The sequence below is a fragment of the Asanoa hainanensis genome (genome assembly GCF_900188485.1).
Classification (GTDB): Bacteria; Actinomycetota; Actinomycetes; order Mycobacteriales; family Micromonosporaceae; genus Asanoa; species Asanoa hainanensis.
Window position 1 is genome coordinate 126,477 of record NZ_FZPH01000002.1, and the last position, 23,461, is coordinate 149,937.

Sequence of the window (23,461 nt, forward strand, 5' to 3'; positions counted from 1 at the left end):
AGCGCGCCGGATAAGGTGCATATCGTGCTCGTTCTCGTTCTCGACACGTCGACGCCCGCGGTCACCGCGGCGCTGGCCGACGTCACCCCGACCGGCCACACCGTGCTCGCCGAGCTGCGCACGGTCGACGGGCGGGCGCACGGCGAGCTGATGGCGCCCGAGATCGACGAGGTGCTGCGCAAGTCCGACGCCACCGTCCGCGACCTCGCGGCGATCGTCGCGGGCACCGGCCCGGGCCCGTTCACCGGGCTGCGGGTGGGCCTGGTCACGGCGGCGAGCATGGGCCAGGTGCTGGGCATCCCGACGTACGGCGTCTGCTCGCTGGACGCCATCGGCGGCGTGCCCGGCCAGGTGACCCTGGCCGCCACCGACGCCCGCCGCCGCGAGGTCTACTGGGCCGTCTACGACCAGAGCGGCGCCCGCATCGAGGGTCCGCACGTCGACGTGCCGGACGCGGTGGCACACCAGGCCATGGTCGCGGTCGGCGACGGAGCCCTGAAATACGCCGACCGGCTCGGCGTCAAAGTGCTCGACGAGCCTCGCTACCCGGTGGTCGACGCGTTCGTGCGGCTGGCCGCCGAGCGGATCCGCGCCGGAGCGCCCAGCGAGCCGCTCACCCCTCTCTACCTCCGCCGCCCGGACGCCGTCGCGGCGGGAGGGCACAAGCCGGTGCTGCAGTGAAGACCGGAACGCTGACCCGTCTGCGCTGGTGGCACATCGCCCAGTTGCTGCCGATCGAGGAAGACCTGTTCGGCGCCGAGAAGTGGTCGGCCGGCATGTTCTGGAACGAGCTCTCCAGCGGCCACTACTACCTGGTCGCCGAGGACGAGGGCCGGATACTCGGCTACGGCGGTCTCGCGGTCAACGGCGACGAGGCCTGGATCCAGAACATCGCGGTCGTACGCGACGCGCAGCGCCAGGGCATCGGTCGCACGATCCTGGAGGCGTTGCTCGCCGAGGCCGCCCGCCGCAAGGCCCCGGCCGTGCTCCTCGAGGTCGCGGTCGACAACGCCCCGGCCCAGAAGCTCTACGCCACCTACGGTTTCGAGCCGATCGGCGTACGCCGTGGCTACTACCAACCCAGCAACACCGACGCACTGGTGATGAGACGTGACTGACGAACCTCTGGTCCTCGGGATCGAGACCTCTTGCGACGAGACGGGCGTGGGCATCGTCCGCGGCACGACGTTGCTCGCCGACGCGCTGGCGTCCAGTGTGGACCTGCACGCGCGGTTCGGCGGCGTGGTGCCCGAGGTGGCCAGCCGCGCGCACCTCGAGGCCATGGTGCCGACGATGCAGCGGGCGCTCGACGAGGCCGGCGTCACGTTGGCCGACATCGACGCGATCGCCGTGACCTCAGGCCCGGGCCTGGCGGGCGCGCTGCTCGTCGGTGTCGCCGCGGCCAAGGGCTACGCGGTCGCCGCCGAGAAGCCGATCTACGGCGTCAACCACCTGGCCGCTCACGTCGCCGTCGACACCCTGGAGCACGGGCCCCTGCCCAAGCCGGCGATCGCCCTGCTGGTCTCCGGCGGGCACTCGTCGCTGCTGCTGGTCGACGACCTGGCCGGCGGTGTGGTGCCGCTCGGCTCGACCATCGACGACGCCGCCGGCGAAGCCTTCGACAAGGTGGCCCGGCTGCTCGGCATGCCGTTCCCCGGCGGTCCGCCGATCGACCGCGCGGCCCGCGACGGGCAGGCCACGATCGCCTTCCCGCGTGGCCTGACCGCGGCCAAGGACCAGGCGGCGCACCGCTTCGACTTCTCCTTCTCCGGCCTGAAGACCGCCGTGGCCCGCTGGGTCGAGGCGCGCGAGCGGTCCGGCGAGCCCGTGCCGGTCAACGACGTGGCGGCCTCGTTCCAGGACGCGGTCTGTGACGTCCTCACCGCCAAGGCGATCGCCGCCTGCCGGCAGCACGGCGTCGACACCCTCGTGATCGGCGGAGGCGTGGCGGCCAACTCGCGGCTGCGCGCCATGGCCGAGGAGCGGGCGGCGAAGGTGGGCATCACGGTGCGCGTGCCGCGGCCCAAGCTGTGCACCGACAACGGCGCGATGGTCGCCGCGCTCGGGTCGCACCTGGTCGCCGCCGGGGTCCGGCCGAGCCGGCTGGATCTGCCGGCCGACTCCGCGATGCCGTTGACCCTCGTGAGTGTGTAATGTCCGGCGACGTGATCGTGCGCATGTGGGAGGCCCGCGCCGAGAAGGGGCGGCTGCCCGACCTCGTCGAGTGGGTCTGCGACACCGCCCTGCCGCGCATCGAGGTCAGCCCGCTGCACATCACCAGCGAGGTGTTCTCGTCGTCCGACGACCGCTGCGTCGTGATTTCCAGATGGCGCAGCGACCCCGAGCGCCTCGCGGCGCCGCCTCCGCTGCTGGTGGCCAGGCCACCGCACGAGTGGGACTTCACGCAGGTAGACCGATAATCAGTAGCGCCGCCCAAAGTTGATCATTTAGCTTCGGGGCGTTATGCGCCCCTTACCCGTCGGCGATCCCGGCGACCCCGACGTCCGGTCGGCCACGCGTTATCTCCTGTGGCTGGCGGCTCGCACCTGGCCGTCCCTGCTGGCCGCGATGGGGTTCGCGACGCTCTGGTTGGTCAGCCAGGCGCTGATCCCCGCCACCGTCGGCCGGGCCATCGACGCGGGCCTGTCCGCGCGCGACCGCGACGGCCTGCTGCGCTGGGGCGCGGTGCTGTTCGGCCTCGGCCTGGTCACCGGCGTGAGCGGCGTCCTGCGCCACCGGATGGCGGCGTTCAACTACCTGTCCGCCATCTACCGCACCGTCCAGCTCACGGTGCAGCAGGCCAACCGGATCGGCGCCACCCTGCCCAAACGGCTGTCCACGGGCGAGGTGGTCAGCATCGGCACCTCGGACATCAACCACATCGGCGGCGCGCTCGACATCACCGCCCGGGGCACCGGCTCGCTGGTCGCCGTGGTCACCGTCGCCGTCATCCTGCTCACCACGTCGGTGCCGCTCGGCCTGGTGGTCGTGGTCGGCGTGCCGGTGATGATGCTCATCGCGGGCGCCCTGATCAAACCGCTCCAGCGCCGCCAGCAGGTCTACCGCGACCAGGAGGGCAAGCTGACCACCCGGGCCGGCGACCTGGTCGCCGGCCTGCGGGTGCTGCGCGGCGTCGGCGGCGAGGCGACCTTCGCCGGCCGCTACCGCGCCGAGTCGCAGGATCTGCGGTCAGCGGGGGTACGGGTCGCCCGGATCGAGTCGCTCCTCGCGGCCTCGGAGATCCTGCTGCCCGGCATGTTCCTGGTGCTGGTCACCTGGCTCGGCGCCCGGTTCGCCCTGCGCGGCGAGATCACCGCCGGCGAGCTCGTGGCCCTCTACGGCTACGCGGCGTTCCTGGTCAGCCCGCTGCGCCAGCTCACCGAGGCGATCGACCGGCTGACCCGGGGGCACGTGGCGGCCCGCCGGGTGGTGCGGATGTTCACCCTCGTGCCGGAGTTCACGTCGCCGGCCGCGCCGGTGACCGCACCCCGCGGCCCACTGGTCGACGCCGAGTCCGGCCTGACCGTCCAACCCGGACGGTTGACGGCCATCGCCGCCCGAGAGCCCGGTGACGCGGCCGCGATCGCCGACCGGCTCGGCCGGTTCGCCGACGGGCGCGTGACCCTGTCCGGCGTACCCCTGGCCGACCTCGACCTGGCCGACTTGCGACGGCGGATCCTGTTGGCCGACAACGACGCCCGGCTGTTCGCCGGCCCGCTGCGCGCCGAGCTCGACCCGGCGGGCAAGGGCGACCGGCCGGTCGCCGACGCCCTCGACGCCGCCAGCGCGGTCGACGTGGTGGACGCGCTGCCGGACGGGCTCGACGCCTTGGTCGCCGAGCGCGGCCGCGAGTTCTCCGGCGGTCAGCAGCAGCGGCTCCGGCTGGCCCGCGCGCTCGTCGCCGACCCGGAGACGCTGGTCCTGGTCGAGCCGACCAGCGCCGTCGACGCGCACACCGAGGCCCGGATCGCGGCCCGGCTCGGCGCCGCGCGCGCCGGCCGCACCACGGTCGTCTGCACGACCAGCCCGCTGGTGCTCGACCAGGCCGACGAGGTCAACTTCGTCGCCGACGGCCGGGTGGTAGCGGCGGGCACCCACCGCGACCTACTCCGCCGGCGCCCCGACTACGCCGCCGCCGTCACCCGGGAGGAAGACCAATGAGCCGGCAGCTTCCCATCGCTGACGCGCAGGAGGTGCGGCGGTACGCGCGTGCGCTGGTGCGGCGCCATCCCGGGCAGTTGGCGCTGGCGCTCGGCCTGCACGGCCTGGCCGCGGTCGCCGGCCTGGTCGCCCCGCGCCTGCTCGGCAACCTGGTCGAAGGCCTGTCCACCGGCACCACCACCCGCACCGTCGACGAGGTCGCCATGGCCATCGCGGCGTTCGTGGTGACGCAGGCGGTGCTGACCCGGTTCGCCGCCTTCTGCTCGGCCCGGCTCGGCGAACGGGTGCTGGCCGAGCTGCGCGAGGAGTTCGTCGACCGGATCCTGGCCATCCCACTGTCCACGGTGGAGCGGGCTGGCACCGGCGACCTGCTCACCCGCACCTCGCGCGACGTCTCGGCGCTGTCGCACAGCGTCCGCTTCGCGGTGCCGGAGATCCTGATCGCGACCCTCACCGCGGTGTTCGTCGTCGCCGCGATCCTGCTCACCAGCCCGCTGCTGGCCCTGCCCTGCCTGGTCGCGGTGCCGATGCTCTGGTTCGGCACCCGGTGGTACCTGCGCCGTGCGCCGGCCGGCTACCTCCGCGAGAACGCCGCCTACTCCGACATCACCGACGGCATCAGCGAGACCGTCGAAGGATCCCGCACCACGGAGGCGCTGCGCCTGCAGGACCGCCGCCGGGTGCGCACCGACAGCGACATCGCCCGGTCGTACGCCGCGGAGAAGTACACCCTGATGCTGCGTACCGTCTGGTTCCCGATCGTCGAGGTCGGCTACGTGGTGCCGGTCGTGGCGACACTGCTCCTCGGCGGCTGGTTCTACCTCGAGGGCTGGGTGACCCTGGGCGAGGTGACCGCCGCGACCCTCTACGTGCAGGCCCTCGTCGACCCGATCGACCGGTTGCTCTCCTGGCTCGACGAGCTCCAGGTCGGCGGCGCCTCGCTGGCCCGCCTGCTCGGTGTCGCGGGCCGGCCCGCACCGACCCCGACCCCGACCCAGACACCGGCCGGTCGTGGTCAGCGCCTGGTCGCCGAGGACGTGCGATACGCCTATGTGGAGGGTCGCGAGGTGCTGCACGGCATCGACCTGACCGTCGAGCCGGGGGAGCGGCTGGCGATGGTCGGCCCGTCCGGTGCCGGGAAGTCGACGCTGGGTCGCCTGCTGGCCGGCATCCACGCGCCCACGGGCGGTTCGGTCACCGTCGGCGGCGTCCCGTTGGCGTCGCTGCCACTCGACGAGCTTCGCTCGCACGTCGCCCTGGTGACCCAGGAACACCACGTCTTCATCGGTACGGTCCGCGACAACCTCGTGATGGCTCGGCCGGGCGCGACCGACGAGGAGGTGCGGTCGGCGCTGGCGGCGGTCGACGCCCTCGACTGGGTCACGGCATTGCCGTCCGATTTGGACACCGTGGTCGGCACCGGCGGCCATCCCGTGCCGCCGGCCCAGGCCCAGCAGCTCGCCCTGGCCCGGCTGGTGCTGGCGGACCCGCACACCCTGGTGCTCGACGAGGCCACCTCGCTGATCGACCCGCGGGCGGCCCGGCACCTGGAGCGGTCACTCGCCGCAGTCCTGCAGGGGCGCACCGTCATCGCCATCGCGCACCGGCTGTTCTCGGCGCACGACGCCGACCGGGTCGCGGTCGTGGAGGACGGGCGGATCACGGAGCTCGGTTCGCACGCCGAGCTCGTCGCGGCCGGTGGCTCGTACGCCGCGCTCTGGCGTTCGTGGCATGGAGAGGAAGGGCATTCGGCCCAGAAACGGCGTCAAAGTCCTTATTCGACAGTGGCGTAATCGTTCGCCCTCAACGGGTCACGGCCATGTAGAGGCCGAGTAACAGCAAGGTCACGGCCGCGATCCCGAACAGCACAAGTAGGTCACGGCGACCTGTGTGTTCGTTCTCAGGAAGCGGCGGAGGATCGCTGGTCACCACCGCTAGATCACGCAGAGTGCTGGCGGCATAAGCGTTTCCGACACGGTCGGTGAACTCGTCGAGACTCAGCCGACCGACGGCCGTGTGCTGCTGTAACAGCTCGACCACGCGCTGTCGATCGTCGTCCGACGCACGAGTATCCAAAGTCAACCTATCCCCTCTCCGCGGGCGAAAGCGTACGCTCTGAGAGCGCTTTCTCGACCCGCCCGAACGCCTAGAAGCCGGTTCCAGTGCCGTGACCGGATCGTTACGGCAGCGTGTCGACCGCGCGAGGTAGCGCATCAAATGCGCGAGTATTTTGTGTTTCGGATCGCCAGGGTCCGGGAGGTTGACAACGCCGTTCGCCCCCGCGCGGTCCGCTCAACGGCCATGAAGGAGTCCAAGGTTATGCGTAACCGATTTTTGTCGGTCGCTGTCGCCACTATGGCGGTCGGCGCGCTGGCACTTGCGGGTTGTGGATCGGACGACGGTGGGAGTGACGCCGGCAGCGGCGGCACCGCCGCCAAGAAGGTCGGCGTGATCCTGCCCGACGCCGCCACGTCCCCGCGCTGGGAGGCCAACGACCGTCCGCTGCTCAAGGCAGCGTTCGACGGCGCCGGCATCACGGCCAACATTCAGAACGCCGACGGCGACAAGGCCAAGTTCGGCACCCTCTGCGACAGCATGATCAACGAGGGCGTCTCGGTCCTCCTGATCGTCAACCTCGACTCTGACTCCGGCAGCGCCTGCCTGAAGAAGGCCCAGGGCGCCGGCATCAAGACGATCGACTACGACCGCCTGACCCTCGGCGGCGAAGCCTCGTACTACGTCTCCTTCGACAACGTCCAGGTCGGCAAGCTGATGGGCGAAGGCCTCACCAAGTGCCTGACCGACGCTGGCAAGACCAAGGCCAACATCGTTCAGATCAACGGTGACCCGACCGACAACAACGCCGCGCTGTTCAAGCAGGGCTACGTCGAGGCGCTGAAGCCGAAGGTGGACTCCGGCGACTACACCATCGTCGGTGACCAGACCGGTAAGTGGGACGCCACCGTCGCGGGCACCGCGTTCGAGCAGCTCTACACCCAGGCCGGCGGCAAGGTTGACGGCGTCGTCTCCGCCAACGACACCATGGCCCAGGGCATCATCGCCCGCCTGACCGCCAACGGTCTCAACGGCAAGGTGCCGGTCACCGGCCAGGACGCCAGCAAGGAAGGCCTCCAGGCCATCCTCTCCGGCAACCAGTGCATGACCGTCTACAAGGCGATCAAGAAGGAGGCCGACACGGCCTCCAAGCTCGCCATCGCGCTGATCAACGGCCAGACCCCGGGCAGCGACCTGGTCAACGGCTCGGTCAAGGACACCGTCCTGAACAAGGACGTCCCCTCCGCGCTCGCCACCCCGCAGGCCATCTTCAAGGACTCCGTCAAGGACGTCATCGCTGACGGCTTCTGGAAGGCCAGCGACATCTGCACCGGCCAGTACGCCGCGCTCTGCACTTCGGCAGGCGTTCAGTAAGTGACGCCGAGGGCCCGGCAGGGAGACCTGCCGGGCCTTTGGGCGCTTGAGGTCACGGTTGCTGCCGGGCCTAGAAACAACTAGTGAGGTGACCATGACGGTGCCGGAGGGTGCTGCGGGGGCGGCGACGGCGACCGAGGACGCCGCGCCACTGCTGTCGTTGCGCGGTATCAACAAGAGCTTCGGAGCGGTCCACGTCCTGCAGGACGTGGACTTCGATGCATATGCGGGACAGGTGACCGCGCTCGTCGGCGACAACGGCGCGGGCAAAAGCACCTTGATCAAGGGAATCGCCGGCAGTCAGCCGTTCGATTCCGGGGAGTACGTCTTCGACGGCAAGCAGGTCGCGGTGACGAACCCCAAGCACGCCAACGAGCTCGGCATCGAGGTCGTCTACCAGGACCTGGCGCTCTGCGACAACCTGGACATCGTCGAAAACCTGTTCCTCGGCCGCGAGGTCACGAAGAACGGCATCCTCGACGAGGCGAACATGGAGCGTCGGGCTCAGGAGACCCTGGCCGGCCTGTCGGTTCGCACGGTCAAGTCGATCCGTCAGGTGGTCGCCAGCCTTTCCGGTGGCCAGCGCCAGACGGTCGCGATCGCCCGCGCGGTGATCTGGAACTCCAAGCTCGTGGTGCTCGACGAGCCGACGGCCGCCCTCGGCGTCGCGCAGACCGAGCAGGTGCTGCGGCTGGTGCGCCAGTTGGCCGACAACGGTCTCGCCGTGGTGCTGATCAGCCACAACCTCAACGACGTGTTCCAGGTGGCCGACCGGATCTCGGTTCTCTACCTGGGTCGCATGGCGGCGCAGATGAAGACCAAGGACGTGAAGAGCAACCAGGTCGTCGAGGTCATCACGACCGGACGATCCGATGCCATCGGTGGCATCACCAACGGCAACGGGGAGTTGAAATGACCGCCCCGACGAAGGTCGAGACGACCGAGGAGCACATCGAGGAGACCGGCCCGAGCAACCCGCTGGGTGCCGCGGTCGGCAACTGGTGGGCCCGGGTACGCGGCGGCGACGCCGGCTCCCTGCCCGCCCTCCTCGGCATCATCGCGCTGGTCATCGTGTTCGCGGCCCTGCGGCCCAACACGTTCACCAACGCGTTCAACTTCGCCAACCTGATCCACCAGGCGGCGGCCGTCATCGTCATCGCGATGGGTCTGGTCTTCGTCCTGCTGCTGGGCGAGATCGACCTGTCCGCCGGTTATACGGCGGGCACGGCGGCGGCCGTGATGGGCGTCGTGGTCACGCGCTGGGGCTGGTCCTGGCCGGTCGCCCTGATCGCCTGTCTGATCACGGGTGCCGTGGTCGGTCTGCTCATCGGTTTGCTGGTGGCCAAGCTGGGCATCCCGTCGTTCGTCGTGACCCTGGCGGCGTTCCTCGGTCTGCAGGGCGTGCTGCTCCAGCTGATCGGTGAGGGTGGCACGATCGCCATCCGCGACGACACGCTGCTCGCGATCAACAACAACGACATGCCGGTCTGGTTGGGCTGGGTGCTGTTCGCGCTGATCGTCGGCGGTTACGCCGCCATCGTCCTGCGGCGGGGCGCGAAGCGCCGCGCCAGCGGCCTGACCTACGAAGCGATCCAGGTGACCCTGGCCAAGATCGCGGCGCTGGTGGTGCTGCTCGGCCTGGCGACGTACTGGCTCAGCATCGAGCGCAGCCGCAACCCCACGATCACCTCGCTCAAGGGCGTCCCGATCGTGGTGGCGGTGCTGCTGGTCCTGCTGGTCGGCTTGACCTTCCTGCTCACCAAGACGTCGTTCGGCCGCCACGTGTACGCGGTCGGCGGCAACGCCGAAGCGGCCCGCCGCGCCGGCATCAACGTGGGCCTGGTCAAGCTGGCGTGCTTCATGATCGCCTCGACGTTGGCGGCGGTCGGCGGCATCATGCTCGCCAGCCGCGACAACTCGATCTCCCCGAGCACCGGCGGCGCCTCCACCCTGCTCTACGCGGTGGGCGCGGCGGTCATCGGCGGCACGAGCCTCTTCGGCGGCAAGGGCCGAATCGTCGACGCCATCCTGGGTGGCTTCGTGATCGCGATCATCATCAACGGCATGGGCCTGCTCAACCAGCCGTCGAGCGTGGTCTACATGGTGACCGGCCTGGTCCTCCTGGTGGCAGCAAGCGTCGACGCGATCTCGCGCCGCCGTGCGCGGTCTACTGGCCGGGTCTAACCGATCAGCCAAGAAAGCCCCCGACGGCTCCGGCCGCCGGGGGCTTTCGCCGTTTCTGGGGAGCTGGTCACCGTCGCGGCCTTGCGCGAGCGTCCGCCCCTCCCTCCCCCTGGGTCCCCGCAGCTCGGGCCGGGACCGGGGCAAAGCCCCGGAAACAGGACCACAGAACCAAGCCCTGGCCGAGCCACCCGGACGCCCCACGCCCAATCAGCTTGTGGCGATCGCCGCCACCGCAGCCCCAGTGAGATGGACCAGATCAGCCGGGGAGAGTTCGAGCTGCAACCCTCGCTTCCCGGCCGACACGAAGATCGTCTCGAAGGCCATGGCCGAGTCGTCCAGGACCACAGGCAGGCGCGAGCGCTGGCCGAGCGGCGAGATTCCACCGGTGACATAACCAGTAGCCCGCTCCGCCGCCGCGGGCTCGGCCATGGCGGCCCGCTTCCCACCCAGCGCCGAAGCCAACGCCTTGAGGTCGAGGGTCCGGGCCACCGGCACCACCCCGACGCCCAACTGGCCGTCGACCGTCGCGATCAAGGTCTTGAAGACGCGCGCCGGCTCGAGGCCCAGCGCCGCCGCTACCGCCTCGCCGTATCCCGACGTCTTCGGGTCGACCTCATACGGATGCGTCGTGAACGGGACCTTCTCGCGGGTCAGCACCACCGTCGCCGGGGTTCCCTGCGCTTTCTTGGCCACCTTCGAAGGTTATCGGTGTGGCCAGCACGGCCACTGGTGCACCCGCGACCCGGGTCAGCAGCAGCGAGATCGATGCCTGTCCCGCCAGCCGGAGGTCCCGCCGGAACTGGGCGGGATCCAGCGCCGATCCGCGCTTGAGGATCTCGACCGTTCCTACGTCGCGGGACCGCAGCAACGTGCGGAGCCGCTTCAGCGAGAACGGCACCACGTCGGTCACCGCGAAACACCGACCCAACGACGTCGGTACGGGTGCGTCGGCCCACACATAAGCGATGGTCGGGTCACCGAGGCGACCCCCGACCGTCGAGGCGAACTCGGCCACCAGCCCGGCCCGGACCACCGCGCCGTCGGGGTCGTAGAGATAGCCGCCGACCGGCCCGACCGGCGCCGCGGAAAGACCCGACCCGGTCAGAGAGTGCGCCACCCCCGCCCGCAACACCGTCGCCCGCCGTGGCACCTCGGCCAGTGCCCCGCACCACAGCGTGGCCTCGACCACATCCCGGTCGACGCTGACGAGCTCCGTCTCCGCCCCCGCCGGCACCCGGGCATGGTCGAACCCCGGCGCCACCTTGACCGCCACCCGGGGGAAACGGGCGGCGAGCCCGGAGACGAAATCCCAGGACGGTGAATACGCGGAAGGGTCGAACACCCGCCGCCCACCGGAGGACCGCCGGGCCGGGTCGCAGAACACCGCGTCGAACCCGCTCACGTCGAACGTCGTGGCATCACCCTGGACCACCGAGAACAGGCCAGCACCGTTGGCGGCCGCGACCGCCGCCGTGGCCGGGTCCAGCTCGACACCGACGACCCGGAGGCCGGCCCGGGCGGCGGCCAGCGAGTCGGCGCCGATCCCGCACCCCAGGTCGGCCAGCGACCGGACCCCGGCCGCGACCAGCCGCGCCGAACGCCGCCGCGCGACCACCGACCGGGTCGCCTGTTCCAGCCCGGCCCGGGTGAAGAACATGCCGCTCGCCGAGGCACCGAACTTGGCCACCGCCTGCCGGCGTAGCGTGGCCTGGGTGAGTGCGGCGGCCGCGAGGTCGGGCGGCACACCCGCGGAGCGCAGCGCGGCGGCTGCGGCGAGCGGGTCGCCTCCGGCCAGGTCGGTCGCCGCGGCCAGGGCGGCTTCGCCGTCGGGGGTACGCAGGTCGTGCAGGTCCACGAAGTGATTCTCCCGGGTGTGGCGCGTTGGCACTCTCCTTGACGGAGTGCTAGTCGCGGAATAACCTGCGATTAGCACTCTCAGTCTGAGGGTGCCAACAACGCCAGGCAGGTCCGGCACCCGCGACGACGGTCCCGCCCTGGTGGCATGAGGCAAATTGGCGCCGGTCGGATTCTCGGCCGGCTACGAACCTGATACCCCAGGAGGGTATGCCCGTGACTACCGCGACCAAGGTTGCGATCAAGCCTCTCGAGGACCGGATTCTCGTCCAGGCCAACGAGGCTGAGACGACCACGGCGTCGGGCATCGTGATCCCCGACACCGCCAAGGAGAAGCCGCAAGAGGGCACCGTCAAGGCCGTCGGCCCGGGCCGGGTCGACGACAACGGCAACCGCGTTCCGGTTGACGTCAAGGTCGGCGACACGGTGATCTACTCGAAGTACGGCGGCACCGAGGTCAAGTACGCCGGCGAGGAGTACCTGGTGCTCTCCGCCCGCGACGTCCTCGCGGTCATCGAGAAGTAACTGATCACAAGCTGAAGTGCGTGGCGCCCCGGACCGGTTCTGCCCGGGCCGGGGCGTCGTGCGTTCGAAGGGACATAAATGGCGAAGATCCTGAGCTTCTCGGACGACGCGCGACACCTGCTCGAGCACGGCGTCAACACCCTCGCTGACACGGTCAAGGTCACCCTCGGCCCGCGCGGGCGCAACGTCGTCCTCGACAAGAAGTTCGGCGCTCCGACGATCACCAACGATGGCGTGACCATCGCCAAGGAGATCGAGCTCACCAACCCCTACGAGAACCTGGGCGCGCAGCTCGTCAAGGAGGTGGCGACCAAGACCAACGACGTGGCTGGTGACGGCACCACCACCGCGACCGTGCTGGCCCAGGCCATGGTCCGTGAGGGCCTGCGCAACGTCGCCGCCGGTGCGAGCCCGAGCGACCTCAAGCGTGGCATCGACGCCGCCGCCAACGCGGTGTCCGAGGCCCTGCTGGGCAAGGCCGCCGACGTCGACACCAAGGGCTCCATCGCCAACGTCGCCACCATCTCGGCTCAGGACGCCACCATCGGCGAGCTGATCTCCGAGGCGATGGAGAAGGTCGGCCGCGACGGTGTCATCACCGTCGAGGAGGGCTCGACGCTGGCCACCGAGCTCGAGGTGACCGAGGGTCTGCAGTTCGACAAGGGCTTCATCTCCCCGCACTTCGTGACCGACGCGGAGGCGCAGGAGGCGGTCCTCGACGACCCGTACATCCTGATCACCACCCAGAAGATCTCCGCGGTCGAGGAGCTGCTCCCGCTGCTGGAGAAGGTCGTCCAGACCGGCAAGCCGCTGCTGCTCGTGGCCGAAGACGTCGAGGGCCAGGCGCTCGCGACGCTCGCGGTCAACGCGGTGCGCAAGACGCTGAAGATCGCCGCCGTCAAGGCGCCGGGCTTCGGTGACCGCCGCAAGGCGATGCTGCAGGACATGGCGATCCTGACCGGTGGCGAGGTGATCGCCCCCGAGCTCGGCTACAAGCTCGACCAGGTCGGCATCGACCAGCTCGGCTCGGCCCGGCGCATCGTCATCGACAAGGACAACACCACCGTCATCGACGGCGGCGGCAGCAGCACCGAGGTCGCCGAGCGGGTCTCCCAGATCCGCAAGGAGATCGAGGCCTCCGACTCCGACTGGGACAAGGAGAAGCTGGCCGAGCGGCTGGCCAAGCTGTCCGGCGGCATCGCGGTGATCAAGGCCGGCGGCGCCACCGAGGTGGAGCTCAAGGAGCGCAAGCACCGCATCGAGGACGCCATCGCGGCGACCAAGGCCGCGGTCGAGGAGGGCACCGTCCCCGGCGGCGGCGCCGCCCTGGTGCAGATCCTCTCCGTGCTCGACGGCGACCTGGGCCTGACCGGCGACCAGAAGACCGGTGTCTCGATCGTCCGCAAGGCGCTCGTCGAGCCGCTGCGCTGGATCGCCGAGAACGCCGGCCACGACGGCTACGTCATCGTCGAGAAGGTCCGCGACAAGGCGTGGGGCAACGGCCTCAACGCCGCGACCGGCGAGTTCGTCGACCTGGCCAAGGCCGGCATCATCGACCCGGTCAAGGTGACCCGCAACGCGGTGCTCAACGCCGCGTCGATCGCCGGCCTGCTGCTCACCACCGAGAGCCTGGTGGTCGAGAAGCCGGAGAAGGCGGAGCCCGCCGAGGGCGGTCACGGCCACGGTCACGGCCACCAGCACGGCCCGGGCTTCTGAGTCTGACGAATTGATTACGGTCCGCGCGGTCGGGGGGAACCCCGGCCGCGCGGTCTTTTTCGTGGAGCACACTTGCGGGCGTGACACGCAAGTCGTGGAAGTTCGGTGCGCTGGCCGGGGTAGCGGCCGCCGCCGTCGCGCTCGGCCTGGCCGAGGTGGTCGCCGTGGTGACCGGGTCGCGCAGCGCCCCGCTGGTCGCCGTCGGTGGCGTGGTCGTCGACCACGTTCCGGAGTCCCTCAAGCAGTTCGCGATCACGCTGTTCGGCGTACACGACAAGACCGCCCTGCTGGTCGGCACCGCGGTGTTGCTCTGCCTGTTCGCCGCCGTGATCGGCGCGCTCTCCGTCCGGTGGCTGTGGGCCGGCTTCGCGGGCATCGGCGTGTTCGCCGCGGTCGGCGTCGCCGCCGCGCTGACCCGCCCGGACGCGGGCGTCGCAGCCGCGCTGCCTTCCCTGCTCGGTGCGGCCGCCGCGGGAGCCACCCTCTGGTTGCTCGTGGTCGGCCCGCTGGCCCCGGCCGAGGTGACCGAACTGGTCGCGCCGAGTGTGCAGGAGGAAGAAGAGGCGCTCGCCGGCCGACGCAGGTTCCTGCGCGGCGGCCTGCTGTTCATCGCCGGTGCGGTCGCACTCGGCTTCGCCGGGCGCTGGCTCTCGACCCGGCGCAGCGTCTCGACGGCGCGCGCCGAGGTGCGGTTGCCGGCTCCGGCCACCCCCGCGCCCGAGGTGCCGGCCGGTGCGGACCTGCGGCTGGCCGACCTGTCCTCCTACGTCACCCCGAACGAGGCGTTCTACCGCATCGACACCGCGCTCGTCGTGCCGCAGGTCGACCCGACGGACTGGACGCTGCGGATCCACGGCCGGGTGCGCAAGGAGGTCCGGCTGACCTACGCCGAGCTGCTGGCCCGGCCGATGATCGAGCGCTACGTCACCCTGGCCTGCGTGTCCAACGAGGTCGGTGGCGACCTGATCGGCAACGCGCGCTGGCTCGGCGTACCCCTGAAGCAGCTCCTGGACGAAGCGCAGCCGCTCGACGGCGCGGACCAGGTGGTCGGTCGCTCGGCCGACGGCTGGACCTGCGGCACGCCGACCGAGGTCATGCGCGACGGCCGTGACGCGATGCTCGCCGTCGGCATGAACGGCGCGCCGCTGCCGATCGAGCACGGCTTCCCGGTACGCGTCGTCGTGCCCGGCCTGTACGGCTACGTCTCCGCCACCAAATGGGTCGTGGAGCTGGAGCTGACCAGCTTCGCCGACTACGACGCCTACTGGGTGCCGCGCGGCTGGTCGGCCAAGGGTCCGATCAAGACCCAGTCCCGGATCGATACCCCACGGGGCCGCAACGGGTTGCGGCCGGGCCCGGTCACCGTCGCCGGCGTCGCGTGGGCGCAGCACCGTGGCATCGAAAAGGTAGAGGTGCAGGTCGACCAGCAACCCTGGCAGGAGGCCCGGCTGGCCCGCGCGGTCTCCGACGACACCTGGGTGCAGTGGTCGTGGAACTGGGACGCCACGAGCGGCGACCACGAGCTCCGCGTACGAGCCACCGACAAGACCGGAGAGACGCAGACCTCGCAGCCGGCGGACGTGCTACCGGACGGGGCGACCGGCTACCACACCGTCGCTGTCACCGTCGGATGAACAGCGGTCCGGGACCACGCGGGGTCCCGGACCGGAAGAATGGAGAGGTCAGCTTGCTCGGCGCTGGGCCGGCGCGGGGGACGGCCGGAGCGCGGCCGGCACCGCTGACTTGTGCGGGCGGCCGAGGCGGGCCTCGAGCCGTTCGACGTCGACCCGGGTCTGCCGGCGGTCGGCCAGGTCCTCCCAGCCCATCGCCAGCAGGCGGAGCCGTTCGGACTCGCTGAAACCGCCCCAGACGCCGTAGGGCTCACGCACCGACAGGGCGTGCGCGGCGCACTCGGCGCGCACCGGGCAGGTGCCGCACACCTGCTTGGCCTTGAGCTCACGACGGTTGCGGGACGACCCGCGCTCCCCGTCGGGATGGAAGAACTGTGCACTGTCACGGCCCCGGCAGGCACCCAGCCGCTGCCAGTCCCAACGCTCGTCGATGGGACCGGGCAGCCTTCGAACGTTGGACATCGGCACCCCTCCTTCTGGACTAGGGGTGTCACTACCCCAGGCGGTGTGAACTCACACGTGCCTGATCGATTCGTTGCACGCACCTATCGCATCGGCGTGGCGAACTGTCCGGAACTTTCCTGTTCTTTCCACTGAAACGCCGTAATGATCTCAGCGCTGCGTGGTCCTCTTCTATGAGGAGAGGAGGACCACCGTGCGTACTGTCCTCGTTTGCGTTCGGACATCGCAGGCCGCGCAGAACGTCAATGCGGCAGCGGCCCGGCTCGGAGTAGCCGGCGCCGTCAGAACTGCGGTATCCGAGCCCGAGGTATTGCTCCGTCTCGCCGAGCGCCCCGCTGATGTGGTGCTCGCGGACACCGCCGTCACCAGACCGGACACCGTCGGATTCACCCAGCGCGTGCTGGGCCGGGCGCCGGGGGCGACGATCGTGCTCTTCGGGTCGGAGGACCCGAGGATCGCGGCCGCCGCCGTCAACGCCGGAGCCCGAGCCTTGATCCAGGGCGGTGACCAGGATCTGGTCAGTGTCGTGGCCAAGGCCGTGCTGCTGCTCTGCGTCGCCGGCCGGGTGCCGGCCGGCGCGGCAGTCGGCGGTCTCGCCGGCGCGGCCACCCGCAACGCCGGGCCGATGCGGATGCAGGCCGGCGTGGGTGCCGGACATCCACAGATCGGCCTCGCCGAGTCGACCGCCGTCGTCCCGGTGCAACGTGGCGATCTTGGCCCTGGCATGGACGTCCGCGACAACGCCGAAGAGGGTCGTTATTTCGGCGGCCAGCCGGACCCGGTCAACCGCTACGGCGCGCGCGAGGAGCCGGTCACCCGGCGAGCCGCGCTCACCGAGCGGGAGCTCCAGGTGCTTCGCGGCATGGCCGACGGGAAGAGCAATGCCGAGATCGGGCGTGAGTTGTTCGTGTCGGAGGACACGGTGAAGACCCACGCCAGGCGGCTGTTCCGGAAGCTGGGCGCGCGCGACCGTGCGCACGCCGTTGCCGCCGGCTTCCGATCGGGCCTCGTGGCCTGACTCACGCACCGACCGGCCGCACCCCTCTCCTTGGCCGGTCAGGTGTGAGGCGACTTACGATCCCGGGCTGCCCGGTCCGCCGGGTAGCTCGGGATCGTCGGCTTCGTCGGCCAGGGTGTCGTGCACGCCGTCGGCGTAACCCTTGGCGTATTCCCAGGTGACGTAGTGGTCGGGATCGGGATCGTAGGCAGGCTCGTGCACCCTGGGCCGGCCGGAGCTCAGCAGGTGGCGCAGGTTGCCGCGGAGCAGGTCCCAGTCGAAATAGTGGGGTTCGTGGCAGTCTTCACACTCGATGACCAGCCCGCGAATCCCGACCGGACCAAGCAGCGCCTGGTAAACCTCGAGATCGGCCAGGTCTTCGAGCACGTCCTGCCGCTCGACCTCGGTCAATGGGTCGAGAGTCGGGTCGTCGTCGCCCGCGTCGTCGGACAGGCCCGCGGCGGGGTCGTCCTTGAACGGATCGATGGGCTCGTCGTTCACCCTTCCCACCGTAGTCGTTTTCCGGCCCATCGCGCCTGCCCGGAGCGGGGCGCGCCGGCCGGGCCGCGCTCGCGCGCGGGTAGCATGGCGTATCGCGCCGCTGAGGGGACAAACCATGGACAACTCGCCCGTCAACGACCTGCCGGTCGGCACCTTCGGAGACCCGGGAGCGGGCTCCGCGGCGACCGTGCCGCTCGGTCTGACCTTCGACGACGTCCTGCTGCAACCGGGTGAGAGCGACGTCGTGCCGAGCCAGGTCGAGACCGGCACCATGCTCACCCGCAACGTGCGTCTCGGCATTCCCCTGATGTCCAGTGCGATGGACACCGTGACCGAGGCCCGCATGGCCATCGCGATGGCCCGCAACGGTGGCATCGGCGTGCTGCACCGCAACCTGTCGATGGAGGACCAGGCGCTCCAGGTCGACCTGGTCAAGCGCTCCGAGGCCGGCATGATCACCAACCCGGTGACCTGCAGCCCCGACGACACCATCCGCGACGTCGACGCGCTCTGCGGGCGCTACCGCATCTCCGGTGTCCCGGTGGTCGACAACGGCGGCGCGCTGGTCGGGATAGTCACCAACCGCGACATGCGCTTCGTCACCAACGGCAACACCCCCGTGCACGAGGTCATGACCCGGATGCCGCTCGTCACGGCGCGCGTCGGCGTGACCAAGGACGAGGCGCTCGACCTGCTGCGCCAGCACAAGATCGAGAAGCTCCCGCTGGTCGACGAGACCGGCCGGCTGCGCGGGCTGATCACCGTCAAGGACTTCACCAAGAGCGAGCAGTTCCCCAACGCCACCAAGGACGACGCCGGCCGGCTGCGGGTCGCCGCCGCGGTGGGCGTCGGCGACGAGGCCTACAAGCGCGCGCGCCTGCTCATCGACGCCGGTGTCGACGTGCTGATGGTCGACAGCTCGCACGGCCACAGCCGCAACGTGCTGGAGATGGTCGCCCGGCTCAAGCGGGAGACCTCGGTCGAGGTCGTGGGCGGCAACGTCGCGACGTACGCGGGTGCCAAGGCGCACATCGACGCCGGCGCCGACGCGGTCAAGGTCGGCATCGGTCCGGGCGCCATCTGCACCACCCGGGTCGTCGCCGGCGTCGGCGTCCCGCAGATCACCGCGATCATGGAGGCCACCCGGGCGGCCCGCCCGGCCGGCGTGCCGGTGATCGCCGACGGTGGCATCCAGTTCTCCGGCGACATCGCCAAGGCGATCGTGGCCGGCGCCCACTCGGTGATGCTGGGCAGCCTGCTGGCCGGGTGCGAGGAGAGCCCCGGCGAGCTGATCTTCATCAACGGCAAGCAGTTCAAGTCGTACCGGGGGATGGGCTCGCTGGGCGCGATGCAGTCGCGTGGCCAGGGCCGGTCCTACTCCAAGGACCGCTACTTCCAGGACGACGTGCTGTCCGAGGACAAGCTGGTGCCGGAAGGCGTCGAGGGTCAGGTACCCTACCGCGGCCCGCTGTCCCAGGTGGCGCACCAGCTCATCGGCGGCCTCCGGGCGGCCATGGGCTACGTGGGCGCGGAGGACATCACCGAGATGCACCGCCGGGGCCAGCTCATCCGGATCACCGCGGCCGGGCTCAAGGAGAGCCACCCGCACGACATCCAGATGACCGTCGAGGCACCCAACTACCACTCCCGATAAGGAGTCTCCGTGCGTGACGTGGTCGAGATCGGATTGGGGAAGACCGCGCAGCGCGGCTATCACCTGGACGACATCGCGATCGTGCCCAGCCGTCGCACCCGCGACGTCGACGACGTGTCGACCGCGTGGCAGCTCGACGCGTACCCCTTCAAGATCCCCTGCGTGGGGCACCCGAGCGACGCGACGATGAGCCCGGCCTCCGCCGTGGCTCTCGGCCAGCTCGGTGGTCTCGGCGTGCTCAACGTCGAGGGACTGTGGACCCGCTACGAGGACCCGCGCAAGATCCTCGACGAGCTGGCCGCCCTCGACGAGGACTCCCCGGCGACCCGCCGGCTGCAGGAGGTCTACGCCGAGCCGATCCGGCCCGAGCTGATCGTGGAGCGGGTCCGCGAGATCCGTGAGGGCGGTGTCACCGTCGCGGTGCGGGTGTCGCCGCAGCACACCCTCGCGCTGGCGCCGGTGATCCTCGACGCGGGCGTCGACATCCTGGTCATCCAGGGCACGCTGGTCTCGGCCGAGCACGTCTCGACCACCGACGAGCCGCTGAACCTCAAGGAGTTCATCGCCGACCTCGACCTGCCGGTCATCGTCGGCGGTTGCACCGACTACAAGACGGCCCTGCACCTGATGCGCACCGGCGCCGCCGGCGTGATCGTCGGGGTGGGCGCCGACGAGTGGTCGACCACCGACACCGTGCTCGGCATCCGGGTGCCCATGGCCACCGCGATCGCCGACGCGGCCGCGGCCCGCCGCGACTACCTCGACGAGACCGGCGGTCGCTACGTGCACCTGATCGCCGACGGCGACGTGCAGAGCTCCGGCGACATCGCCAAGGCGCTCGGCTGCGGTGCCGACGCGGTGATGCTCGGCGAGCCGCTCACCCAGGCCGCCGAGGCGCCGGCCAACGGTGCCTGGTGGCACTCGGTGTCCAGCCACCCGAAGCTTCCACGCGGCGCCTTCGGTGTCGCCGGGCCGCCGCTGGGCAGCCTGGAGCAGCTCCTCTACGGCCCCGCCGACGACCCGGACGGCCAGCTCAACCTGTTCGGCGGCCTCAAGCGCGCGATGGCCAAGTGCGGCTACCGCGACCTCAAGGAGTTCCAGAAGGTCGGCCTGGTCATCGACCGCTAGACCCCATACTGGGGTTTATGTCCGAATCGGCGGACGACATACGGGAACGGCGCGGTCGGGGACTCGACCGCGCCATCTCGTTCAGCGACGCCGTCATGTCGATCGCGCTCACCCTGCTCGTGCTGCCGCTGGTCGACATCGCCACGGACAACCCGGACGAGCCGGTCGTACACCAGCTCGACCGCTTCTCGCCGGAGATCCTCGGCTTCCTGGTCTCGTTCCTGGTGATCGCGCAGTTCTGGGGCGCCCACCGCAGGCTGTGGGAGTACCTCGTGGACTACGACGAGAAGCTGCTCACGATCAACACCTTCTGGCTGTTGCTGATCGTCTTCCTGCCGTACCCGACCGCCCGCCTCTTCACCGAGGAGGCCACGAACGACGGTGCGGCGATCTTCTACCTGCTCGTGCTCCTCGGCATCGGCCTGCTGATGCTGTTCCAGGCCTGGTACGTCGCCGTGCACCCGGCGCTGCGGCACGGCGAGGACCGCCGCACGCTGCGCGACCAGCTCCTGCCGACCGTCGGCACCACCGCGGTGTTCGCCCTGGCCATCCTGCTCACGCTGGTCAACCGCGAGGTCGGGCTGGTGTCCCTGGTCCTGCTGGCCGTGGTGCAGCGGTTCAGCGGCAAGTACGAGCGTCGCGATACGCGTCCGTGACTACCGAAGATTAGGCTCTGGTGATGATGATCAGGCGATCGGCGCTCGCCGTCCTGACGGTCCTGACCATCGGCGGTGCGGCCGCCTGCACCGACTCCGGTTCGGCCGACGAGGGTTTCGCCCCCGGCGCCGCCGGCATCGGCGACCCCTACTTCCCGACGTACGGCAACGGTGGCTACGACGTCACCAACTACGCGCTGGCGCTGCGCTACGACCCGGCCAGCGACCGCCTCGAAGGCACCACGACGATCACCGCGACGGCGACGCAGAACCTGTCCCGGTTCAACCTGGACTTCCGCGGCCCCGAGGTCTCGGCGGTCACCGTGGACGGTGCCGCCGCCGAGCAGAAGCGCGAGACCGACGAGCTGGTCGTCACGCCGAAGGCCGGCCTGCGCAAGGGCAGCACCTTCACGACCGCCGTGACGTACGCGGGCGTGCCGCAGCCGATCACCAGCCCCGAGCTCGGCACCGGCGGCTGGCTGGCTACCTCGACCGGCTCGATCGCGCTCGGCCAGCCCGAGTCGGCCAGCAGCTGGTACCCGGTCAACGACCACCCCGCCGACAAGGCGACCTGGGCGTTGGAGATGACCGTCCCGTCGAGCGTCTCCGCCCTGAGCAACGGCGTGCCGGGGGAGAAGACCGAGCAGGACGGCTGGACCACCTGGCGGTGGACCGAGACCGAGCCGATGGCCAGCTACCTGTCGACCGTGGTGATCGGCAACTACCGGGTCACCACCGGCACGCACCAGGGCAAGCCGCTGGTGACGGCCGTCGACGCCGGGCTGCCCAAGGACTCCAACGCCGACAAGGCGATGGCCCGCACCGGCGAGGTCGCCGACTTCCTGGCCACCCAGTTCGGGCCGTACCCCTTCGACTCGTACGGCGGCATCGTGGTCGTCGACAACCGGATCCGGTACGCGCTGGAGACCCAGTCCCGCCCGGTCTACAGCGACTCGTTCTTCGGCACCGCGACCAACGAGTGGGTGGTGGCGCACGAGCTCGCACACCAGTGGTTCGGCGACAGCGTGTCGATCAAGGCCTGGAAGGACATCTGGCTCAACGAGGGCTTCGCGACCTACGCCGAGTGGCTGTGGGCCGAGCACGACACCGGCACACCGGTCCAGACCTCGTTCGACCGGGCGTACGACAGTGTCACCTGGACCGACCCGACGTACGACCCCGGCCGCACGGGGCTGTTCGGCAACTCGGTCTACGTCCGCGGCGGGCTGACCGTGCACGCGCTGCGGCTCGAGGTCGGCGACGATGCGTTCTTCCGGATCCTCCAGGAGTGGACGAGCCAGAAGCGCAACGCCACCGCGACCACCGACGAGTTCATCGCGCTGGCCGAGCGCGTCGCGGGCAAGCCGCTGCGCGAGTTCCTGATGACGTGGCTGACCTCGAAGACGGCGCCCCCGAAGCCGGGCACCTAACGCTTCACGACCAGCTTCGGGTTGGCCTTGAGGTACGCGTCCGCCTTGCCCGCCCGGAGCTGCGTGATGAAGCCTTTGCCGACCGAGGTGAGCTGCTCGCCGCGGTAGCCGCTGCCGCTGCCCACGCCGCCGCCCGGCAGGGAGACCAGCGTCAGCGTCTCCGGGCGCAGCTTGGAGAGGGCGAAGCCGTACTCGACCGGGGTGCGCTCGCCGGCGATCACGTCGACCGAGCTGCCCAGCGCCTTGAACAGCCGCTCGATCGCGGAAGCGTCCGTCGGCAGACCGGTGGACAGCGCCTTCGCCAGGATCGCCTTGATCAGCTGCTGCTGGTGGCGCTGCCGGGTGTAGTCGCCGCCGGCCGTGTAGCGCTGCCGCGCGTAGTCGATCGCCTGCCAGCCGACGAAGTGCCGGTTGCCCGGGTTGTACGTCGCCTGCGGTCCGACATAGTCGCCGCCGCGCAGCGTCCGCGCCTTGCCGTTCGGCTGGCGGTGCTTCGAGACCACCTTCTGGTCCACGTACATGTCGACACCGCCGAGCTCGTCGACCAGCTTGGCGAAGCCACCGAAGTTGAGGATCGCGCCGGCGTGGAACTTCTTGATCCCCGTGTACTTGCTGACCGTCTGGCTGAGGAGCTGGAAGCCCTGGGCGGCCGAGGGCTCGCCCTTGCCGCGCCGGCTGCCGTAGCTCATCGCGTGGGTCAGCTTCGTCGTGCCGCCCCGGTAGCCAGACTTCGGGAACGCCGGGATGTCGACGACCAGGTCACGCGGCAGCGAGAACAGGTAGCCGCTCTCGAGGTCGGCGTTGACGTGCAGGATCAGCACCGCGTCGGCGTGCGGCTCCCAGCCCTTCACCGAGACCCGGGTGTCGACTCCGACCAGCAGCAGGTCGAGCGGCCCGCGCAGGTCGGCGCCGGGCTGGACGGTCGGGGTCGGGGTCGGAGTGGGTGCCGCGCTCTGGCTCGGCGGGTTGGTCGGCGCGGCGGCCGGCGGTGGCGAGTCACCCCGGGTCACCGCGAACACCGCGCCACCGACCAGCAGCACCGCGACCACCGCCGCCGCGACCAGGAGGACGGGCCTGCGCCCGCTCAGCCGCCGCCAGAACCCACGCGCCGCGTTCCCCGTCCCAGTCACGCC

At 70.5% G+C, this 23,461-nt stretch carries 23 protein-coding genes; 17 read left to right on the forward strand and 6 right to left on the reverse strand.

Annotation, left to right across the window (positions count from 1 at the left end; all coding sequences use genetic code 11):
- Positions 1 to 24: 24 nt before the first annotated feature.
- Genes tsaB through CHC05_RS04470 form a run of 6 tightly spaced genes read left to right on the forward strand, consistent with a single transcriptional unit; the run spans position 25 to position 5,954 of the window.
- Positions 25 to 681, forward strand: a complete 657-nt coding sequence (gene tsaB, locus CHC05_RS04445) for a tRNA (adenosine(37)-N6)-threonylcarbamoyltransferase complex dimerization subunit type 1 TsaB (protein ID WP_089244977.1) — start codon at positions 25 to 27, stop codon at positions 679 to 681.
- On the forward strand, positions 678 to 1,118 hold the full coding sequence (rimI, locus tag CHC05_RS04450; protein WP_245870657.1) for a ribosomal protein S18-alanine N-acetyltransferase: 441 nt from the start codon (positions 678 to 680) through the stop codon (positions 1,116 to 1,118). The genes tsaB and rimI overlap by 4 nt, the downstream gene beginning before the upstream one ends.
- A complete protein-coding gene (gene tsaD, locus CHC05_RS04455; protein ID WP_089244979.1) occupies positions 1,111 to 2,154 on the forward strand; it encodes a tRNA (adenosine(37)-N6)-threonylcarbamoyltransferase complex transferase subunit TsaD in 1,044 nt (347 codons plus the stop codon). Before rimI ends, tsaD begins: the two co-directional genes overlap by 8 nt.
- Before the next feature lie 11 nt (positions 2,155 to 2,165).
- Positions 2,166 to 2,420, forward strand: a complete 255-nt coding sequence (locus CHC05_RS04460; RefSeq protein WP_089246071.1) for a hypothetical protein — start codon at positions 2,166 to 2,168, stop codon at positions 2,418 to 2,420.
- 43 nt (positions 2,421 to 2,463) lie between these two features.
- A complete protein-coding gene (locus CHC05_RS04465; protein ID WP_089244982.1) occupies positions 2,464 to 4,161 on the forward strand; it encodes an ABC transporter transmembrane domain-containing protein in 1,698 nt (565 codons plus the stop codon).
- Positions 4,158 to 5,954, forward strand: a complete 1,797-nt coding sequence (locus CHC05_RS04470; RefSeq protein WP_089244984.1) for an ABC transporter ATP-binding protein — start codon at positions 4,158 to 4,160, stop codon at positions 5,952 to 5,954. Before CHC05_RS04465 ends, CHC05_RS04470 begins: the two co-directional genes overlap by 4 nt.
- Positions 5,955 to 5,964: 10 nt before the next feature.
- Here the strand turns inward: CHC05_RS04470 and CHC05_RS04475 are convergent, their stop codons facing one another.
- Positions 5,965 to 6,243, reverse strand: coding sequence for a DUF1707 SHOCT-like domain-containing protein (locus CHC05_RS04475; RefSeq protein WP_089244986.1), 279 nt, complete (start codon positions 6,241 to 6,243; stop codon positions 5,965 to 5,967).
- Positions 6,244 to 6,480: 237 nt separating this feature from the next.
- Here CHC05_RS04475 and CHC05_RS04480 point away from each other — a divergent pair, with 237 nt between their 5' ends.
- The 3 genes from CHC05_RS04480 to CHC05_RS04490 all read left to right on the forward strand — a co-directional run bounded on the left by CHC05_RS04480 (position 6,481) and on the right by CHC05_RS04490 (position 9,774).
- Complete coding sequence (locus tag CHC05_RS04480; protein WP_089244988.1) at positions 6,481 to 7,590, forward strand: sugar ABC transporter substrate-binding protein; 1,110 nt, start codon at positions 6,481 to 6,483, stop codon at positions 7,588 to 7,590.
- Positions 7,591 to 7,684: 94 nt separating this feature from the next.
- Complete coding sequence (locus CHC05_RS04485) at positions 7,685 to 8,506, forward strand: ATP-binding cassette domain-containing protein (protein WP_089246073.1); 822 nt, start codon at positions 7,685 to 7,687, stop codon at positions 8,504 to 8,506.
- The gene (locus tag CHC05_RS04490) at positions 8,503 to 9,774 is read left to right on the forward strand and encodes a sugar ABC transporter permease (protein ID WP_089244990.1); all 1,272 of its coding nucleotides are present in this window, start codon (positions 8,503 to 8,505) and stop codon (positions 9,772 to 9,774) included. The genes CHC05_RS04485 and CHC05_RS04490 overlap by 4 nt, the downstream gene beginning before the upstream one ends.
- A gap of 207 nt (positions 9,775 to 9,981) precedes the next feature.
- Here the strand turns inward: CHC05_RS04490 and ybaK are convergent, their stop codons facing one another.
- Together ybaK and CHC05_RS04500 are read right to left on the reverse strand one after the other, a co-directional pair.
- Entirely contained in the window at positions 9,982 to 10,434 is a 453-nt protein-coding gene (gene ybaK, locus CHC05_RS04495) for a Cys-tRNA(Pro) deacylase (protein WP_425426706.1), read from the reverse strand.
- A complete protein-coding gene (locus CHC05_RS04500; RefSeq protein ID WP_089244994.1) occupies positions 10,388 to 11,629 on the reverse strand; it encodes a class I SAM-dependent methyltransferase in 1,242 nt (413 codons plus the stop codon). Before CHC05_RS04500 ends, ybaK begins: the two co-directional genes overlap by 47 nt.
- A gap of 209 nt (positions 11,630 to 11,838) precedes the next feature.
- Here CHC05_RS04500 and groES point away from each other — a divergent pair, with 209 nt between their 5' ends.
- The 3 genes from groES to CHC05_RS04515 all read left to right on the forward strand — a co-directional run bounded on the left by groES (position 11,839) and on the right by CHC05_RS04515 (position 15,503).
- Entirely contained in the window at positions 11,839 to 12,153 is a 315-nt protein-coding gene (groES, locus tag CHC05_RS04505; RefSeq protein ID WP_089244996.1) for a co-chaperone GroES, read from the forward strand.
- Between the two features lie 78 nt (positions 12,154 to 12,231).
- The gene (groL, locus tag CHC05_RS04510) at positions 12,232 to 13,869 is read left to right on the forward strand and encodes a chaperonin GroEL (RefSeq protein WP_089244998.1); all 1,638 of its coding nucleotides are present in this window, start codon (positions 12,232 to 12,234) and stop codon (positions 13,867 to 13,869) included.
- A gap of 80 nt (positions 13,870 to 13,949) precedes the next feature.
- Complete coding sequence (locus tag CHC05_RS04515) at positions 13,950 to 15,503, forward strand: molybdopterin-dependent oxidoreductase (protein WP_089245000.1); 1,554 nt, start codon at positions 13,950 to 13,952, stop codon at positions 15,501 to 15,503.
- A 48-nt stretch (positions 15,504 to 15,551) separates the two neighbouring features.
- Here the strand turns inward: CHC05_RS04515 and CHC05_RS04520 are convergent, their stop codons facing one another.
- Positions 15,552 to 15,962 (reverse strand): WhiB family transcriptional regulator, encoded by a 411-nt coding sequence (locus CHC05_RS04520; protein ID WP_089245002.1) that lies wholly within the window; start codon positions 15,960 to 15,962, stop codon positions 15,552 to 15,554.
- Between the two features lie 193 nt (positions 15,963 to 16,155).
- Between CHC05_RS04520 and CHC05_RS04525 the strand changes: the two genes are divergently transcribed.
- Positions 16,156 to 16,980, forward strand: coding sequence for a helix-turn-helix transcriptional regulator (locus CHC05_RS04525; RefSeq protein WP_089245004.1), 825 nt, complete (start codon positions 16,156 to 16,158; stop codon positions 16,978 to 16,980).
- Positions 16,981 to 17,034: 54 nt separating this feature from the next.
- On the opposite strand, the gene CHC05_RS04530 is transcribed toward CHC05_RS04525, so the two are convergent.
- Positions 17,035 to 17,460, reverse strand: a complete 426-nt coding sequence (locus CHC05_RS04530) for a DUF5319 domain-containing protein (protein ID WP_089245006.1) — start codon at positions 17,458 to 17,460, stop codon at positions 17,035 to 17,037.
- 115 nt (positions 17,461 to 17,575) lie between these two features.
- Here CHC05_RS04530 and guaB point away from each other — a divergent pair, with 115 nt between their 5' ends.
- From guaB to CHC05_RS04550, 4 genes are read left to right on the forward strand one after another with little or no spacing between them, the layout of a single operon-like run.
- On the forward strand, positions 17,576 to 19,114 hold the full coding sequence (gene guaB / locus CHC05_RS04535; protein ID WP_089245008.1) for an IMP dehydrogenase: 1,539 nt from the start codon (positions 17,576 to 17,578) through the stop codon (positions 19,112 to 19,114).
- Between the two features lie 9 nt (positions 19,115 to 19,123).
- Complete coding sequence (locus CHC05_RS04540; RefSeq protein ID WP_089245010.1) at positions 19,124 to 20,242, forward strand: GuaB3 family IMP dehydrogenase-related protein; 1,119 nt, start codon at positions 19,124 to 19,126, stop codon at positions 20,240 to 20,242.
- A gap of 17 nt (positions 20,243 to 20,259) precedes the next feature.
- On the forward strand, positions 20,260 to 20,898 hold the full coding sequence (locus CHC05_RS04545) for a TMEM175 family protein (RefSeq protein ID WP_089245012.1): 639 nt from the start codon (positions 20,260 to 20,262) through the stop codon (positions 20,896 to 20,898).
- Positions 20,899 to 20,924: 26 nt separating this feature from the next.
- On the forward strand, positions 20,925 to 22,328 hold the full coding sequence (locus tag CHC05_RS04550; protein ID WP_089246075.1) for a M1 family metallopeptidase: 1,404 nt from the start codon (positions 20,925 to 20,927) through the stop codon (positions 22,326 to 22,328).
- On the opposite strand, the gene CHC05_RS04555 is transcribed toward CHC05_RS04550, so the two are convergent.
- Positions 22,325 to 23,458, reverse strand: coding sequence for an LCP family protein (locus tag CHC05_RS04555; RefSeq protein ID WP_245870659.1), 1,134 nt, complete (start codon positions 23,456 to 23,458; stop codon positions 22,325 to 22,327). The genes CHC05_RS04550 and CHC05_RS04555 overlap by 4 nt on opposite strands.
- Between the last annotated feature and the right edge of the window lie 3 nt (positions 23,459 to 23,461).